Origin of the sequence: Micromonospora globbae, from assembly GCF_036184225.1 — a bacterium.
Taxonomy (GTDB): Bacteria; Actinomycetota; Actinomycetes; order Mycobacteriales; family Micromonosporaceae; genus Micromonospora; species Micromonospora globbae.
This window is the reverse complement of sequence record NZ_CP108084.1, coordinates 6,055,161-6,069,267: the sequence shown is the minus strand read 5'-3', so window position 1 is coordinate 6,069,267 and position 14,107 is coordinate 6,055,161. Positions and strand designations below refer to the sequence as shown.

The window sequence follows — 14,107 nt, the reverse complement described above, 5'->3', positions numbered from 1 at the left end:
AACCGAATCGAGCGAGCAGATGGGTGAAACCCCCCACCGCTCGGCCGACGCCGGCACCGGCGGGACCCGCGTGACCCAGAGTCACGAGTGGCCCGCCGGTGCCTCGGCGCGTGTGGCCGAGGCACCAGTGAGCACCCGTACCCCGGGCGGCAGCGGGCTGGGCGGCGGCGGCGCCCTGCCCCGGGCCCGCAAGTTCGGCGCCGAGCGGGCCTTCCGCGGCCTCTCGATGGCCGCCGGCGCCGCCGTGCTGGTCATCATCGCGGCCATCGCGATCTTCCTGATCGCGAAGGCGGTGCCGGCGCTGCGCGCCGACACCGAGAACTTCTGGACCTACGAGGGCTGGTCACCCAACGAGACCGAGCCGAAGTTCGGCATCGGCACGCTCGCGTTCGGCACCGTGCTGAGCTCCGCGCTGGCCCTGCTGATCGCGGTGCCGGTGGCGCTGGGCATCGCGCTCTACCTCTCGCACTACGCGCCACGCCGGGTCGGCACCGCGCTCGGCTTCCTCATCGACCTGCTCGCCGCCGTGCCGAGCGTGGTCTTCGGCCTCTGGGGCCGGGACGTCTTCATCAACCCGGTCCGGGACTTCTCGGTCTGGCTCAACACGTACTTCGGCTGGCTGCCGATCTTCGGCGGCGACGGGCCCTTCGGACGGTCGATCCTGCTCGGCGCCCTCGTCCTCGCGATCATGGTGCTGCCGATCATCACCTCGCTGTCCCGCGAGGTGTTCCTCCAGACGCCCACCGCGAACGAGGAGGCCGCCCTCGCCCTGGGCGCCACCCGCTGGGAGATGATCCGCACGGCCGTCCTGCCGTACGGGCGGCCCGGCATCATCGCCGCCGTGATGCTCGGCCTGGGCCGCGCGCTCGGCGAGACCATCGCCCTCGCGATGACCCTCGGCATCACGTTCGGCATCTCGTTCAACCTGATCCAGAACGGCGGCAACACCATCGCCGCGAACATCGCCAACGCGTTCGGCGAGGCCAACGAGACCGGGCGGGGCGCGCTGATCGCCTCCGGCCTGGTGCTGTTCGCCATCACGCTGATCGTCAACATCACCGCCCGGGCGATCATCTACCGCCGGCGGGAGTTCACGGAGTCGGCCGCATGACCACCACCGTCACCACCCACCGGCCCCGCCCGGCCGCGCAGCCGGACAGCCTGCGGGCCAAGCGACTCCCGCGGTACGCCGCGCCGGCCATCGCGCTGGCCGCCCTGCTGGTCGCCGCCGCCGTCGTGTACGGCACCGGCATCGGCGGCGCGGTGCTCGTCGTGGTGGTCGGGGCGCTGCTCTACCTGGTCGGCCTCTTCGCCGCGGCGAACGCGGTCGAGGGCCGTCGTTCGGCGCGCAACCGCACCTGGAGCGCGCTCATCCACTCGGCGTTCGTCCTCGCCGTCCTGCCGCTCGCGTCGGTCGTCTGGACGCTGCTCAGCAACGGCGTCGACCGGCTCGACGGGAACTTCTTCCTCACCTCGATGAACAACATCGGGGCCCGGGACCCGGAGGGCGGCGCGTACCACGCGATCGTGGGCACGCTGGAGCAGGTCGGCATCGCCACCCTGATCACCGTTCCGCTCGGCGTCCTCTGCGCCATCTACGTGGTCGAGTACGGCCGGGGTCGCTTCGCCTTCGCGATCCGCTTCTTCGTGGACGTCATGACGGGCATCCCGTCGATCGTCGCCGGCCTCTTCGTGCTGGCCTTCTGGGTGCTGATCGTGTCGCCCTGGTTCAACGACGGCCGGCCGAGCTTCTCCGGTTTCGCCGCCGCGCTCGCCCTGAGCGTGCTCATGCTCCCCACCGTGGTCCGCTCGACGGAGGAGATGCTCCGCCTCGTCCCGGCGCCGCTGCGGGAGGGGGCGTACGCCCTCGGCGTGCCCAAGTGGAAGACCATCCTGCGGGTCGTGCTGCCGACGGCGCTGCCGGGCATCGTGACCGGCGTCATGCTCGCCATCGCCCGCGCGGCCGGCGAGACGGCGCCGGTGCTGCTCGTCGCCGGCGGCGGTGCGGCCATCAACTTCAACGCCTTCGAGAACAACCAGTCGTCGCTGGCCCTCTTCGTCTACCAGCAGGCCGGCGACGCGTCGCGGTACGCCCCCGCCCGGGCGTGGACCGCCGCCCTCACCCTGGTCGCCCTCGTCCTGGTCCTGACGATCGCGGCGAAGCTGCTGGCCCGCCGTAACCGCCTCGGCCGATGAACCCCGGAGGTACCACCACCATGGCCAAGCGCATCGAAGCCTCGAACGTCACCGCCTACTACGGCGCCTTCAAGGCGATCGAGAACATCAACCTCACCGTCGAGCCGAAGACCGTCACCGCCCTCATCGGCCCGTCCGGCTGCGGCAAGTCCACGTTCCTCCGCTCGATCAACCGGATGCACGAGGTGCTCCCGGGCGCGCGGGTCGAGGGCAGCCTCACCATCGACGACCAGGACATCTACGACCGCGACGTGGACGTCACGGCCGTCCGGCGCATGATCGGCATGGTGTTCCAGCGGCCCAACCCGTTCCCGACGATGAGCATCTACGAGAACGTCGTGGCCGGGCTGCGCCTCAACGGCGTACGGAAGAAGTCCATCCTCGACGAGGCGGCCGAGAAGGCGCTGCGCTCGGCGAACCTCTGGGACGAGGTGAAGGACCGGCTCGGCAAGCCGGGCGCGGGCCTCTCCGGCGGTCAGCAGCAGCGGCTCTGCATCGCCCGGACGATCGCCGTCGAGCCGCAGGTGGTGCTCATGGACGAGCCCTGCTCGGCGCTCGACCCGATCTCCACGCTGGCCATCGAGGACCTGATCTTCCAGCTGAAGGACAAGTTCACGATCATCATCGTGACGCACAACATGCAGCAGGCCGCCCGGGTCTCCGACCGGACCGCGTTCTTCTCGATCGACAAGACCGGTGAGCCCGGCCGGCTCATCGAGTACGACAGCACGCAGAAGATCTTCAGCAACCCGAGCCAGAAGAAGACCGAGGACTACATCACGGGCCGCTTCGGCTGAGCCGTTCCGGGGCGCCGGTCGTGTCGACCGGCGCCCCTCGTGGCGCCCGGGCGCCCCGTCCGGGCGGAAGCCACGCGAGCGGGGATCAGCCCAGCGTGGCGAAGAAGCCGCGCAGGTCGTCCACCAGCAGGTCGGGCGCCTCGTGGGCGGCGAAGTGGCCGCCCCGGTCGTACGTGTGCCAGGAGACGATGTTCTTGTGGTCCCGCTCGGCCAGCGTGCGGATCGACTGGAAGTCCCACGCGAAGTTCGCGAGACCCAGCGGCACCGTGGTCGGCTCCAACGGCGTGGTGCCGCGACCGTTGACCTTCTGCGTCGGCGGCACCACCTCGGCGTCCTCGAAGTAGTAGCGGGCCGATGAGGCCGCGGTGTTGGTCAGCCAGTAGATCGTCGCGTTGGCCAGGACGTAGTCGGGATCGAGCTGCTCCCCCATCAGCTGGGCCAGCCACCCCAGCAGGCCGGCCGGCGAGTCGGCCAGCGCGTGCGCGACGTTCTGCGGCTCGGTCGAGTGCAGCCGGTCGTAGCCGCCGCGCCGCTGCACGAACCACTCGGCGAAGGCCACCTTGCCCCGCTCCTCCTCCGTGAGCGCGGCCAGCTCGTCGGGGTCGCCGGACGGCAGCGAGAAGATCTGGCTGACGTGCACGCCGAGCACGTGCTCCGGGTCGGCGCGGCCCACCTCCGGGCTGACGAACGCGCCGAGGTCGTTGCCGGCCGCGCCGTAGCGCTCGTACCCGAGGCGGCGCATCAGCTCGGCCCAGGCCCGGGCGACGCGGAACCTGTTCCAGCCCCGCTCCCGGGTGGGACCGGAGAAGCCGAAGCCGGGGACCGACGGGATGACCAGGTGGAACGCGTGCGCCGGGTCGCCGCCGTGGGCCCGCGGGTCGGTGAGTGGCCCGATCACGTCCAGCCACTCGACGACCGTGGTCGGCCAGCCGTGCGTGAGGATCAACGGGGTGGCGTCCGGTTCGGGCGAGCGGACGTGCAGGAAGTGCACGGTCTGCCCGTCGATCTCGGTGGTGAACTGCGGGTACGCGTTGAGCTTCGCCTCCCACGCCCGCCAGTCGTACGTCGTCCGCCACCGCTCGACGAGGCGCTTCACGTAGCCGACCGGGACGCCGTACTCCCAGCCCGGCGGGACCGGACCGGCCGGGGTGGCGGCGGGGTCGGCGGGCAGTTCCTCGGCCCAGCGGGTGCGGGCCAGCCGGTCGGCGAGGTCGTCGAGGTCGGCCTGGGGGACGTCGATGCGGAACGGAACGATCGCGGTGTTGTCAGCCATGCCATCACCGTAGAGATCAATTAGGAACAGTCCGTTCCTAATGCGCTGGCAGAATTCCAGGAATGTTGGAGACCTCGGCGCGACTGCTGCGCCTGCTGTCGCTGTTGCAGACCCCGCGCGAGTGGACCGGCGCCGAGCTGGCCGAGCGGCTGTCGGTGAGCACCCGGACCGTCCGCAACGACGTGGAGCGGCTGCGCAGCCTGGGCTACCCGGTGCACGGGACCCGTGGCGCGGTCGGCGGGTACCGGCTCGGGGCGGGCGCCGCGCTGCCCCCGCTGCTGCTCGACGACGAGGAGGCCGTCGCGGTGGCCGTCGGGCTACGCACCGCCGCCGGTGGAAGCGTCGCCGGCATCGAGGAGACCTCCCTGCGCGCGCTCGCGAAGCTGGAACAGGTCCTCCCCCACCGGCTGCGCCGCCGGGTGAACGCGCTGCACACCCACACCGTGCGGGTGCCCCACGACGCGCCCGGCCCGACGGTGGACGCGGACACGCTCAGCACGATCAGCGCCGCCTGCCGGGACCGGGAGCGGCTGCGCTTCGACTACGTCCGGCACGACGGCACGGCCGACCGGCGGGACGTCGAGCCGTACCGGCTGGTCAACTGGGGGCGGCGCTGGTACCTCGTGGCGTTCGACCCGGGGCGGGACGACTGGCGGACGTTCCGGGTGGACCGGATCACCCCGCGTACGCCCACCGGCCCCCGCTTCCCGGCCCGCGAGCTGCCCGAGGACGTGGTGGACCGGGTCCGGCGCGGGGTCTCCTCGGCGGCGTGGCGGCACCGCGCCCGGGTGCTGGTGCACGCGCCGGCCGAGGTGGTCGCCGAGCGGATCAACCCGGCCGTCGGCACCGTCGAGCCGGTCGACGCGCGGCGCTGCGTCCTGCACACCGGCGCCGACCGGCTGGAGACGGTGGCGGTCTGGCTGGGCCTGCTCGACGCGGACTTCACCGTCCAGGATCCGCCGGAGCTGGCCGACCTCCTGCGCACCCTGGGCACGCGCTACCTGCGCGCGGCCCCCTGACCCCGCGATCTTGCAGTTCCGGCCCCAGGATCGCGGCATATGCCCCTGTTTGCCGGGGCAGAAAGTGCAAGATCGCGGAGGGTTGGGGTCAGAGGACGAAGCGGGCGCCGCCGTCCTCGGTGAACTCCAGGGTGGGGGTCACCGGGGTGGCGGCGTCCCGCACGGCGGCGGCGCGGACCACGCCGGACAGGTCACCGGCGGCCGCCACCTCCCCGAGCGTCACGAGCGTCGGCGGCAGCATGGCCAGCTCGCCCGCCTCCGCCCGGGTCACGGCGTCCGCGGGACGCACCCACAGCGTCCGGTCGGCCTCGCCGGACACGTCACGGGTCCGCTGCCCCTCCGGCAGCAGCGCCACGAAGAAGTACGTGTCGAAGCGGCGCGGCTCGAACTCCGGCGTGATCCACCGGCTCCACGGCAGCAGCAGGTCGGACCGGAGGGTCAGCCCCCGCTCGGCGAGGAACTCGGCGAAGCCCGACCGGCGCTGCTCCAGCGCCACCCGGGCGCTCTCCCAGTCGTCGCCGCTCACGTCACCGACGACGCTTGTCGCGTCCGCGCCGGCGAGGAGCACCCCCGCCTCCTCGAAGACCTCGCGGGCGGCGGCGCAGACGACCGCCTGCGCCGCGTCGGGGGCGAGCCCCAGCCGTGTACCCCAGTCGGCCGGCGCCGGGCCGGCCCAGTCCAGGTGGGTCTGCGAGTCCGACCGGTCCACACCGCCGCCGGGGAAGGCGTACATCCCGCCGAAGGTCATCGCCGCGACCCGGCGGATCAGGTACACCTCGAAGTCGGCGCCCGCCGGGCGGAGCAGCAGCACGGTGGCCGCCACCCGGGGCACCGCCGGCACGCCGCCCTCGGCCCGGAACCGCCGGGCGTGCTCCTGGAGGGCCGGCGGCGCCGGGAAGCCGTCGCGGTGGATGGTCATGACGTGAGCCTAGTCCCGGCCCCCGGAACGGATGACCGGTCGCCGGCCGGGCTGGACTAGCGTGGCCGCCATGACTCGTTGGGGGATCCTCGCCACCGGCCACATCGCCGGCCGCTTCGCCGAAGACCTGCGGCTGGTGCCGGGCGCCGAACTGGTCGCGGTCGGTTCGCGCACCGCCGAGAGCGCGAAGCTGTTCGCCGAGCGGCACGACGTGCCGCGGGCGTACGGCTCGTGGGCCGAGCTGGCGGCGGACCCGGACGTCGACGTGGTGTACGTGGCCACCCCGCACGCCGCGCACCACGAGGCCGCCATGGTGTGCCTGTCCGCCGGCAAGGCCGTGCTGCTGGAGAAGCCGTTCACCCTCGACCTGGCGACCAGCACCGAGCTGATCGAGACCGCCCGCGCCGCCGGTGTCTTCCTCATGGAGGCCATGTGGATGCGGACCAACCCGCTGATCCTGCGCATGGTCGAGCTGATCGCCGACGGCGCCATCGGGACGGTCACGAGCGTCCAGGCCGACTTCGGCGTCGCCGGGCCGTTCCCGCCCGAGCACCGGATGCGCGCCCGGGTGCTGGGCGGCGGCGCCCTGCTCGACCTCGGCGTCTACCCGGTGAGCCTCGCGCACCTGCTGCTCGGGGTGCCCCGGCACGTCCGGTCCTGGGCCACCATCAGCCCGGAGGGCGTCGACGAGAACACGGGCATCGTCCTCGGCTACGACTCGGGCGCGGTCGCGACGTTGAGCTGCGGCATCGTGGGCGCCACCCCGGTGGTCGCCTCGGTCACCGGCACCACGGGCCGGATCGACCTGCCCTCGCTGTTCTTCCGGCCCGACTCGCTGACGCTGCACCGGGCGGGCGCCGAGCCGGAGACGATCCCCGCCGACCTCACCGGGGGCGGATACCAGTACGAGGCGATCGAGGTGCAGCGCTGCCTGGCGGAGGGCGCCCTGGAGAGCCCGCTCGTGCCGCACTCCGCGACTCTCGAGGTGATGGCCCTGCTCGACACGATCCGCGGTCAGATCGGCGTCGACTACGTCTGAGAGGGGCCCCGGTGGCACGCGTGCCACCGGGGCCCCTGTCGACGTGGCTCAGCCGAAGAGCGGGCGGACCACCAGGTAGGTGAGGCAGGCGATCAGCGCCGCCGCGGGGAACGTGACGATCCACGCGACCACGATGTTGCCGGCGACGTTCCAGCGCACCGCGGAGAGGCGTTTCGTCGCGCCCACGCCCATGATCGCCGAGGTGATCGTGTGCGTGGTGGAGATGGGGGCGTGCAGCACCAGGGCGTTGAAGTAGAGCACCGAGCTGGCGACCGTCTCGGCCGCGAAGCCCTCCGGCGGGCCCAGGTCGATGATCTTGCGGCCGAGGGTGCGGATGATCCGCCAGCCACCGGCGTACGTGCCGAGCGCCAGCATGGTGGCGGACGTCCAGAAGACCCAGCCGGGGATGTGCGTCTTGCTCTCCTGGAAGCCGCCCGTGTAGAGGGCGAGCACCACGATGCCCATGGTCTTGGCGGCGTCCTGCATGCCGTGGCCGACGGACATGGCCGCCGCCGACGCGGTCTGCGCCCAGCGGAAGCCGCGGTTCAGCTTGCCCGGCTGGCCCCTCCGGAACAGCCAGAGCAGCGCCAGCATCAGCACGTAGCCCAGCGTGAGGCCGACGATCGGCGAGAGCACCATCGGGAGGATGACCTTCTCGACGATGTTCATCCACTGGACCACGCCACCGACCGCGAGCAGGGTGGCGCCGACCAGGCCGCCGAAGAGCGCGTGCGACGAGGACGACGGCAGGCCGAAGTACCAGGTGATCAGGTTCCAGGCGATGGCACCGAGCACGCCGGCGAAGACCACGCCCAGACTGCCCACGCCGGTGGGGAGTGTGACGAGACCGTCCCCGACCGTCTTCGCCACGCCGGCGCCGAAGTGGGCGCCGACGAAGTTGCCGACCGCGGCCAGCAGGAGAGCGACCCGGGGTGTCAGGGCGCGGGTGGAGACGCTGGTCGCGATCGCGTTGGCGGCGTCATGGAAGCCGTTGGTGTAGTCGAACGCCAGGGCGACCGCGATCACCGCCAGCACGGCGATGAGTTCGGGTGTCACAGGATCAGGACTCCTTGACCGCGATGGTCTCGACCGTGTTGGCCACGTGCTCGAAGGCGTCGCAGGCGGCCTCCAGCTCGTCGGCGACCTCCTTCATCTTCAGCACGGTGAGCGCGTCGTACTCACCGGAGAAGAGGCGGACCAGCAGCATCCGGTACGCCTGGTCGCCGTCGTTCTCGAGCCGGTTGCACTCGATCCAGTAGTCCTCGAGATCCTTCATCGACTTGAGCCGCGGCATCGCCTCGGCGGTCAGCTTCGCCTGCTGGTCGAGCACGTTGACCAGCTCGTGCATCTCCCGCGGCAGGGAGGGCAGCTTGGTCAGGCCGTACAGGTAGAGAAGGTTCCCCACCGCCTCGAGGTGGTCCATCACGTCGTCGAGCAACGAGCCGAGCCGGTAGATGTCCTCCCGGTCGAAGGGCGTGATGAAGGTGGAGTTGATCTTCTTGTACAGCTCGTGGGTGATCTGGTCGCTGTCGTGCTCCACCTCGGTGAGCCGTTCGCTGACCGACTGCACCTCGACCCCGGGCAACGCCAGCTCGTTGAGCAGCTCGGTGCCCCGGACCAGGTTCTGCGCGGCCCTGGTGAAGAGCTCGTAGAAGGCACCCTCGGTGGGGCGGAAGGAAAACTTCACTGCACGGACCTCGTCGTGTCGGTGGAAGGGTGGCGGACGCCGCCGGGGCGCCTGCCCTGGGAATGCTAGGGAACGGCAGAGGCGGGAAATTCCCGGCCCACCCCTGGCCAGGCCGCATTCATCGGTCGTTCACCTGCCGTTCACCTCGGGCGTCTCTCCTGTCCCCCACTGCCCCGGAGCGAAGCCGCTCCCGCTCCCGCGCCACGTCGAAACCGGCGGCCGGATACCCGAGGGCGAGAGTGTCGAACGTCTCGCGCAGCAGATGCGCCACCGCCCAGTCCCGGTACCACTTCCGGTCGGCCGGCACCACGAACCAGGGCGCGGCGTCCGTGCCGCACCGGCCCAGCGCCTCGGCGTACGCGGCCTGGTAGTCGTCCCAACGCGACCGCGCGTCGACGTCGGCGGGGTTGTACTTCCAGTGCTTGCGCGGGTCGTCCAGCCGTTCGAGCAGGCGCTCACCCTGCTCCGCGTACGAGATGTGCAGCATCACCTTCACCAGCGTCACCCCCGCCCCGGCGAGTTCCCGCTCGAAGGCGTTGATCTCGTCGTACCGGGCCCGCCAGGTGGCCTCCGGCACCAGGCCCTCGACCCGCGCCACCAGCACGTCCTCGTAGTGGGAGCGGTTGAAGATCCCGACGTAGCCCGGTGGCGGGAGGGCCCGGCGGATCCGCCACAGGAAGTCGTGCCGCAACTCCTCGGCCGTCGGCGGACCGAACGAGCGGATGTGCAGGCCGAGCGGGTTCATGGCGCCGGCCACCCGCTTGATCGTGCCGTCCTTGCCGCCGCAGTCCATCGCCTGGAGCACGAGCAGCAGCCGCCGCACGGGCCCGTGCGCCGCCCCGCTGGCGGCCAGGGTTCCGGGGCCGTCCACGGGCCCGGGAAGGCCCTCGGCGGCCTTCGCCGTCGCGTAGAGCATCTCCTGCTGCCGGCCCAGTTCGGCACCGATCAGCCGGACCTGGTCCCGCGCCCAGGCCTTGCGGTGCTCACCGGTCACGTCCGCGCCCGGCAGACCCGGCGTGGACCGCGGGTCGATCGCGCCGAGGTCGACCGGCGCCGCCACCCGCAGCAGCTCCCGCAGCCGCCCGGTGGGCGGCACGATCTCCGTCGGCCGAGGTGCGCTCACCCCCGGATCATCGCCCAGCGGTGGCGCGTCCGCTCGCCGAGCGGGCGCGACCGTCCGACGGTCCGCCACGGCTCGGCGCGGCCGCGACGACGGGGCCTCGGTGCCGGATGACCAGGGTCGCCGCCTGGAGCGTGGCGCAGGTCACACCCGCTACCGGTCACATCGTGCGCCGCGAGCGTGTCCAGTGGGCGGGAGGATGTCCGCCGGACGCCGGGCCGGTGCCCGGGTCGGGAGCCGGTGGCCACGTCCGGCGGGAGGAGCACGTGGTGCGGGATCTGGCGACGGAGTTCGAGGCCGAACGGGGACGGCTGCTGCTCGCGGCCCACCGGATGCTCGGCAGCCGCAGCGACGCCGAGGACGCCGTGCAGGAGACCTGGTTGCGGTACGCGAGCGCCCTCGCCGACCCGGCCGCCCGCGCCGAGATCCGTGATCTGCGCGGCTGGCTGACCACCACCTGCGCGCGCATCTGCCTCGACGTGCTCCGGTCCGCCCGGGTGCGCCGCGAGGCGTACGTCGGCCAGTGGCTGCCCGAACCGATCGTGACGCCGCTGGACAGCGGCGGTGGCAGCGACGGCTTCGCCCCCGACCCGGCCGAGCGGGCGGTCCGCACCGACCAGGTCGGCACCGCCCTGCTGGTGGTGCTTGACCGGCTCTCGCCGGAACAGCGGGTCGCGTTCGTCCTCCACGACGTGTTCGCCCTGCCGTTCGCCCGCGTCGCCGACGTGCTGGGCGCCACCGAGGCGGCCGCCCGGCAGCTCGCCTCCCGCGCCCGCCGCGCCGTGAGCGCGCCGGAGGCTCCCCGGCACACCGCCGATCCGGCCGAGCACCGGCGCGTGGTGGCGGCCTTCGTCGCCGCCGCCGAGTCGGGCGAGCTGGAACGTCTCGTCGCGCTGCTCGCCCCGGACGTCGTCTTCGTCGGCGACAGCAACGGGCACTTCCCGACGGCCCGCCGGCCGGTGGTGGGGGCCGGCGCGGTCGGTCGCTTCACCCTCGGCATCCTCGACCGGGCCGGACGCCACGGGCACCGCGTGCTGGCCCGGCCGGTGCTGGTCGACGGCGCGCTCGGGTTGCGGGTGGACGCGCGGGACACCGACGGCCGGCCGATGCGGATGGTCACCGCGTTCGCGGTGCACGACGGCCGCATCACCGGCATCTTCAACCAGGCCAATCCGGAGAAGCTCGCGGACCTGCCGCCGCTCGACCCGACGGACGCCTGGCCGCCCCGCCTGTGACGGCCCGCGGGGGTCAGCGGCTCAGACGACCAGGGCCAGCCACTTCCGGTACGAGGTGGCGAAGGGCTCGGTGCCGTCGCCGAGCGCGGCGAAGAGCCAGCGGGCCGCCGCCTCCGCCTCGGCGACCAGCTCGTCCGGGTAGCCGAAGCGGACCCGGTGCTCGGCGAACTCGTCCTCGTCACGCAGCTCCACGGCGCCCGTGGCGCGTCGCCGGACCACGTCGAGATCCAGGTCGTAGAGGTGGACCGTGTCGTCGGACTCCCAGCGGGCCGGGCTCGCGATGTCGCAGTAGACCTCGCTGGTGCGCGGCGGCGGGTTGAACATCCCCGTCCACCAGGCGTGGTGGGGCACGAGGAGCACGAACGGGATCTGCTCCACCGACGGCCGTCCGTGGTAGACCGACGGGGTGCCGGCGGTCACGCCGAGCCAGACGCCGAGGTCGTCCTCCGCGAGACGACGGGCCGGGTAGTCGCGGTGTGCGCTGCCGTCGTACTTGCGGTAGATCACGCGGACCACGTCGCTCGGCATGAGTCGCACCCTAACCGATACCGCCCACTCGGCGTAGTGCCGACGTAACCGTCACGAGTGGGCCGGAACTCGTTCCCGCCACGCGGCGGAGCGGCGGGTCCGGTGTCGCCCGCGACGGGTACGGTCGCACGGTGACCCCGCCCCGCGCCGCCACCGGTTCCACCGCCCCGTCGGCCCGTGACCGGCGGCGTCGGGGCGACCGGCCCAGCGCGGCGAAGCTGCTCGCGGCCGCCGTGTCGGCCGTGCCGGGCGGCGCGGCGCGCCCCGGCCAGCAGCAGATGGCCGCGGCCATCGAGGAGTGCGTGGCCGCCGGTGAGCACCTGCTGGTGCAGGCCGGCACCGGCACCGGGAAGTCGCTGGCCTACCTCGCTCCGGCGCTCACCGTCGACGGTCCGGTCGTGGTCTCCACGGCCACCCTCGCCCTCCAGTCCCAGCTCGTCGACCACGACCTGCCGAGGCTCGCCGACGCCGTCGAGCCGCTGCTCGGCCGCCGGCCCACGTTCGCGGTGCTCAAGGGGCGGCACCACTACCTCTGCCTGGCTCGGCTCGACAACTCGACCGAGGCCGAGCCGGAGGACGCGCTGTTCGACGCTCCCCCCGCCCGCCCGGGCGGCGCCTGGCTCGGCGAGGCCGGCCGGCTCGGCAAGCAGGTCCAGCGGTTGCGGGACTGGGCGATGGAGACGGAGACCGGCGACCGGGACGAACTGGACCCGGGCGTCGACGACCAGGCGTGGCGGCTCGTCTCGATGCCGGCGCGGGAGTGTGTGGGCGCGACCCGCTGCCCGTTCGGCGCCGAGTGCTTCGCCGAGGCGTCCCGCGCCCGTGCCCGCGAGGCGGACATCGTCGTCACCAACCACAGCCTCCTCGCGGTCGACATGCTGGCCGGGCGCCAGATCGTGCCGCCGCACAAGCTGCTCATCGTCGACGAGGCGCACGAGCTGGCCGACCGGGTGTCCTCGGCCGCCCAGGCCGAGCTGGTGCCGGAGCTCATCGACCGGTCCACCCGGCGGGCCCGCCCGCTGCTCAAGCCGGAGGTCGCCGAGGCGCTCACGGCGGCCGGTGACGCGCTCGCCGTGGGCCTGGCCGAGGCGCCGGCGGGGCGCATCACCGCCGGCCTGCCCGCGCCGCTGCGGGAGGCGTGCACCCTGCTGGACGCGGCCACCCGGGGCGCGCTCGACGCGATCGGCGACGTGAAGGCCGACGATCCCGACCCCGTACGCAAGCAGCAGGCCCGGGCCGTCCTGGACGAGCTGTCGACCACGGCGCAGCGGCTGCTGGAGGAGAACGAGCACGACGTCGCCTGGGTGGAGAAGTCCGACAACGGCGGCCGGCGGGCGCTGGTCGTGGCCCCGCTCTCGGTGGCCGGCACCCTCGCCACCCACCTGTACGAGGACCGCACGGTGGTCGCCACGTCGGCCACCCTGACCCTCGGCGGCCGGTTCGACACGGTGGCCCGGGCGCTCGGGCTGGACGCCCCGCCGCCCTCGCCGCCGTCCCCGGCCGCCGCCGCCCTGGCCGCCTCGACCGGCCCGCGCACGGGCGAGGCCACGGACGCCCGTCCCGGCCGCGCCGCGCGGGGCCGCACGGCCGACGCCGCGGCCACCCCGGCCACCGAGGGCCCGGGCTGGCGTTCGCTGGACGTCGGGTCGCCGTTCGACTACGCCCGTCAGGGCATCCTCTACGTCGCCGCCCACCTGCCCCGGCCCAGCGTGTCCGGGTTGCCCGACGCCGCCGGTGAGGAGCTGCTGGCGCTGGTCGAGGCGCTCGGTGGCCGTACGCTCGGCCTCTTCTCCTCGCGACGGGCCGCCCAGCAGGCGGCGGAGCTGCTCCGCGCGCGTACCGACCTGCCGGTGCTGTTGCAGGGCGAGGAGGCGCTGCCGCTGCTGGTCCGCCGGTTCCGGGAGGAACGGTCGAGCTGCCTGTTCGGCGTCATGTCGCTGTGGCAGGGGGTGGACGTGCCGGGCGACTCGTGCCAGCTCGTGGTGATCGACCGGCTGCCGTTCCCCCGGCCGGACGAGCCGCTGGCCGCGGCCCGGGCGGCGGCGGTGGACGCGAGCGGCGGCTCGGGCTTCGCGGCGGTCAGCGTGCCGATCGCGGCGGTCCGCCTGGCACAGGGCGTCGGGCGGCTCATCCGGGCGACCGGCGACAGGGGCGTCGTCGCCGTCCTCGACTCGCGGCTGGAGACGGCCCGCGGCTACGGGCCGTTCCTGCGCCGCTCGCTGCCGCCGTTCTGGTACACGACCCGCCCGGACGTCGCGCGCGGGGCCCTGAAGCGCCTCGCCGCCGGCTGAGGC

Annotated in this window: 13 protein-coding genes; 7 read left to right on the top strand and 6 right to left on the bottom strand. The window is 73.3% G+C overall.

Annotated elements, in window-relative coordinates:
• Positions 1-19: 19 nt before the first annotated feature.
• The 3 genes from pstC to pstB are packed head-to-tail and all read left to right on the top strand — an operon-like array spanning position 20 to position 2,993.
• Positions 20-1,111 carry a phosphate ABC transporter permease subunit PstC gene (gene pstC / locus OG994_RS27665; protein WP_120329633.1) on the top strand — a complete coding sequence of 364 codons (1,092 nt, stop codon included), beginning with the start codon at positions 20-22 and terminating at the stop codon, positions 1,109-1,111.
• The gene (gene pstA, locus OG994_RS27660; protein WP_120329632.1) at positions 1,108-2,196 is read left to right on the top strand and encodes a phosphate ABC transporter permease PstA; all 1,089 of its coding nucleotides are present in this window, start codon (positions 1,108-1,110) and stop codon (positions 2,194-2,196) included. Before pstC ends, pstA begins: the two co-directional genes overlap by 4 nt.
• Positions 2,197-2,216: 20 nt before the next feature.
• On the top strand, positions 2,217-2,993 hold the full coding sequence (pstB, locus tag OG994_RS27655; protein ID WP_120329631.1) for a phosphate ABC transporter ATP-binding protein PstB: 777 nt from the start codon (positions 2,217-2,219) through the stop codon (positions 2,991-2,993).
• A gap of 85 nt (positions 2,994-3,078) precedes the next feature.
• Here the strand turns inward: pstB and OG994_RS27650 are convergent, their stop codons facing one another.
• Positions 3,079-4,266, bottom strand: a complete 1,188-nt coding sequence (locus tag OG994_RS27650; protein ID WP_328851472.1) for an epoxide hydrolase family protein — start codon at positions 4,264-4,266, stop codon at positions 3,079-3,081.
• Positions 4,267-4,328: 62 nt separating this feature from the next.
• Here OG994_RS27650 and OG994_RS27645 point away from each other — a divergent pair, with 62 nt between their 5' ends.
• The gene (locus OG994_RS27645) at positions 4,329-5,285 is read left to right on the top strand and encodes a helix-turn-helix transcriptional regulator (protein WP_328851471.1); all 957 of its coding nucleotides are present in this window, start codon (positions 4,329-4,331) and stop codon (positions 5,283-5,285) included.
• 88 nt (positions 5,286-5,373) lie between these two features.
• Here OG994_RS27645 and OG994_RS27640 read toward each other — a convergent pair whose 3' ends face one another.
• Complete coding sequence (locus tag OG994_RS27640; protein WP_328851470.1) at positions 5,374-6,204, bottom strand: NUDIX hydrolase; 831 nt, start codon at positions 6,202-6,204, stop codon at positions 5,374-5,376.
• Between the two features lie 70 nt (positions 6,205-6,274).
• Between OG994_RS27640 and OG994_RS27635 the strand changes: the two genes are divergently transcribed.
• On the top strand, positions 6,275-7,243 hold the full coding sequence (locus OG994_RS27635; RefSeq protein ID WP_328851469.1) for a Gfo/Idh/MocA family protein: 969 nt from the start codon (positions 6,275-6,277) through the stop codon (positions 7,241-7,243).
• A 48-nt stretch (positions 7,244-7,291) separates the two neighbouring features.
• Here OG994_RS27635 and OG994_RS27630 read toward each other — a convergent pair whose 3' ends face one another.
• From OG994_RS27630 to OG994_RS27620, 3 genes are all read right to left on the bottom strand, one after another.
• Positions 7,292-8,299 (bottom strand): inorganic phosphate transporter, encoded by a 1,008-nt coding sequence (locus tag OG994_RS27630; protein ID WP_328851468.1) that lies wholly within the window; start codon positions 8,297-8,299, stop codon positions 7,292-7,294.
• Positions 8,300-8,303: 4 nt separating this feature from the next.
• Positions 8,304-8,930, bottom strand: coding sequence for a DUF47 domain-containing protein (locus tag OG994_RS27625; RefSeq protein WP_076466922.1), 627 nt, complete (start codon positions 8,928-8,930; stop codon positions 8,304-8,306).
• A 118-nt stretch (positions 8,931-9,048) separates the two neighbouring features.
• Positions 9,049-10,053, bottom strand: coding sequence for a PPK2 family polyphosphate kinase (locus tag OG994_RS27620; RefSeq protein WP_328851467.1), 1,005 nt, complete (start codon positions 10,051-10,053; stop codon positions 9,049-9,051).
• A gap of 266 nt (positions 10,054-10,319) precedes the next feature.
• Here OG994_RS27620 and sigJ point away from each other — a divergent pair, with 266 nt between their 5' ends.
• Entirely contained in the window at positions 10,320-11,285 is a 966-nt protein-coding gene (gene sigJ, locus OG994_RS27615) for an RNA polymerase sigma factor SigJ (protein WP_328851466.1), read from the top strand.
• Positions 11,286-11,306: 21 nt separating this feature from the next.
• On the opposite strand, the gene OG994_RS27610 is transcribed toward sigJ, so the two are convergent.
• On the bottom strand, positions 11,307-11,813 hold the full coding sequence (locus OG994_RS27610) for a DUF402 domain-containing protein (RefSeq protein WP_120329625.1): 507 nt from the start codon (positions 11,811-11,813) through the stop codon (positions 11,307-11,309).
• Positions 11,814-11,944: 131 nt separating this feature from the next.
• Between OG994_RS27610 and OG994_RS27605 the strand changes: the two genes are divergently transcribed.
• Positions 11,945-14,104, top strand: a complete 2,160-nt coding sequence (locus tag OG994_RS27605) for an ATP-dependent DNA helicase (protein WP_328851465.1) — start codon at positions 11,945-11,947, stop codon at positions 14,102-14,104.
• Positions 14,105-14,107 lie beyond the last annotated feature (3 nt).

Coding starts and splice junctions, on each gene's coding strand:
- pstC (WP_120329633.1), top strand. CDS start 20: ATGGGTGAAACCCCCCACCGCTCGGCCGACGCCGGCACCGGCGGGACC.
- pstA (WP_120329632.1), top strand. CDS start 1,108: ATGACCACCACCGTCACCACCCACCGGCCCCGCCCGGCCGCGCAGCCG.
- pstB (WP_120329631.1), top strand. CDS start 2,217: ATGGCCAAGCGCATCGAAGCCTCGAACGTCACCGCCTACTACGGCGCC.
- OG994_RS27650 (WP_328851472.1), bottom strand. CDS start 4,266: ATGGCTGACAACACCGCGATCGTTCCGTTCCGCATCGACGTCCCCCAG.
- OG994_RS27645 (WP_328851471.1), top strand. CDS start 4,329: ATGTTGGAGACCTCGGCGCGACTGCTGCGCCTGCTGTCGCTGTTGCAG.
- OG994_RS27640 (WP_328851470.1), bottom strand. CDS start 6,204: ATGACCATCCACCGCGACGGCTTCCCGGCGCCGCCGGCCCTCCAGGAG.
- OG994_RS27635 (WP_328851469.1), top strand. CDS start 6,275: ATGACTCGTTGGGGGATCCTCGCCACCGGCCACATCGCCGGCCGCTTC.
- OG994_RS27610 (WP_120329625.1), bottom strand. CDS start 11,813: ATGCCGAGCGACGTGGTCCGCGTGATCTACCGCAAGTACGACGGCAGC.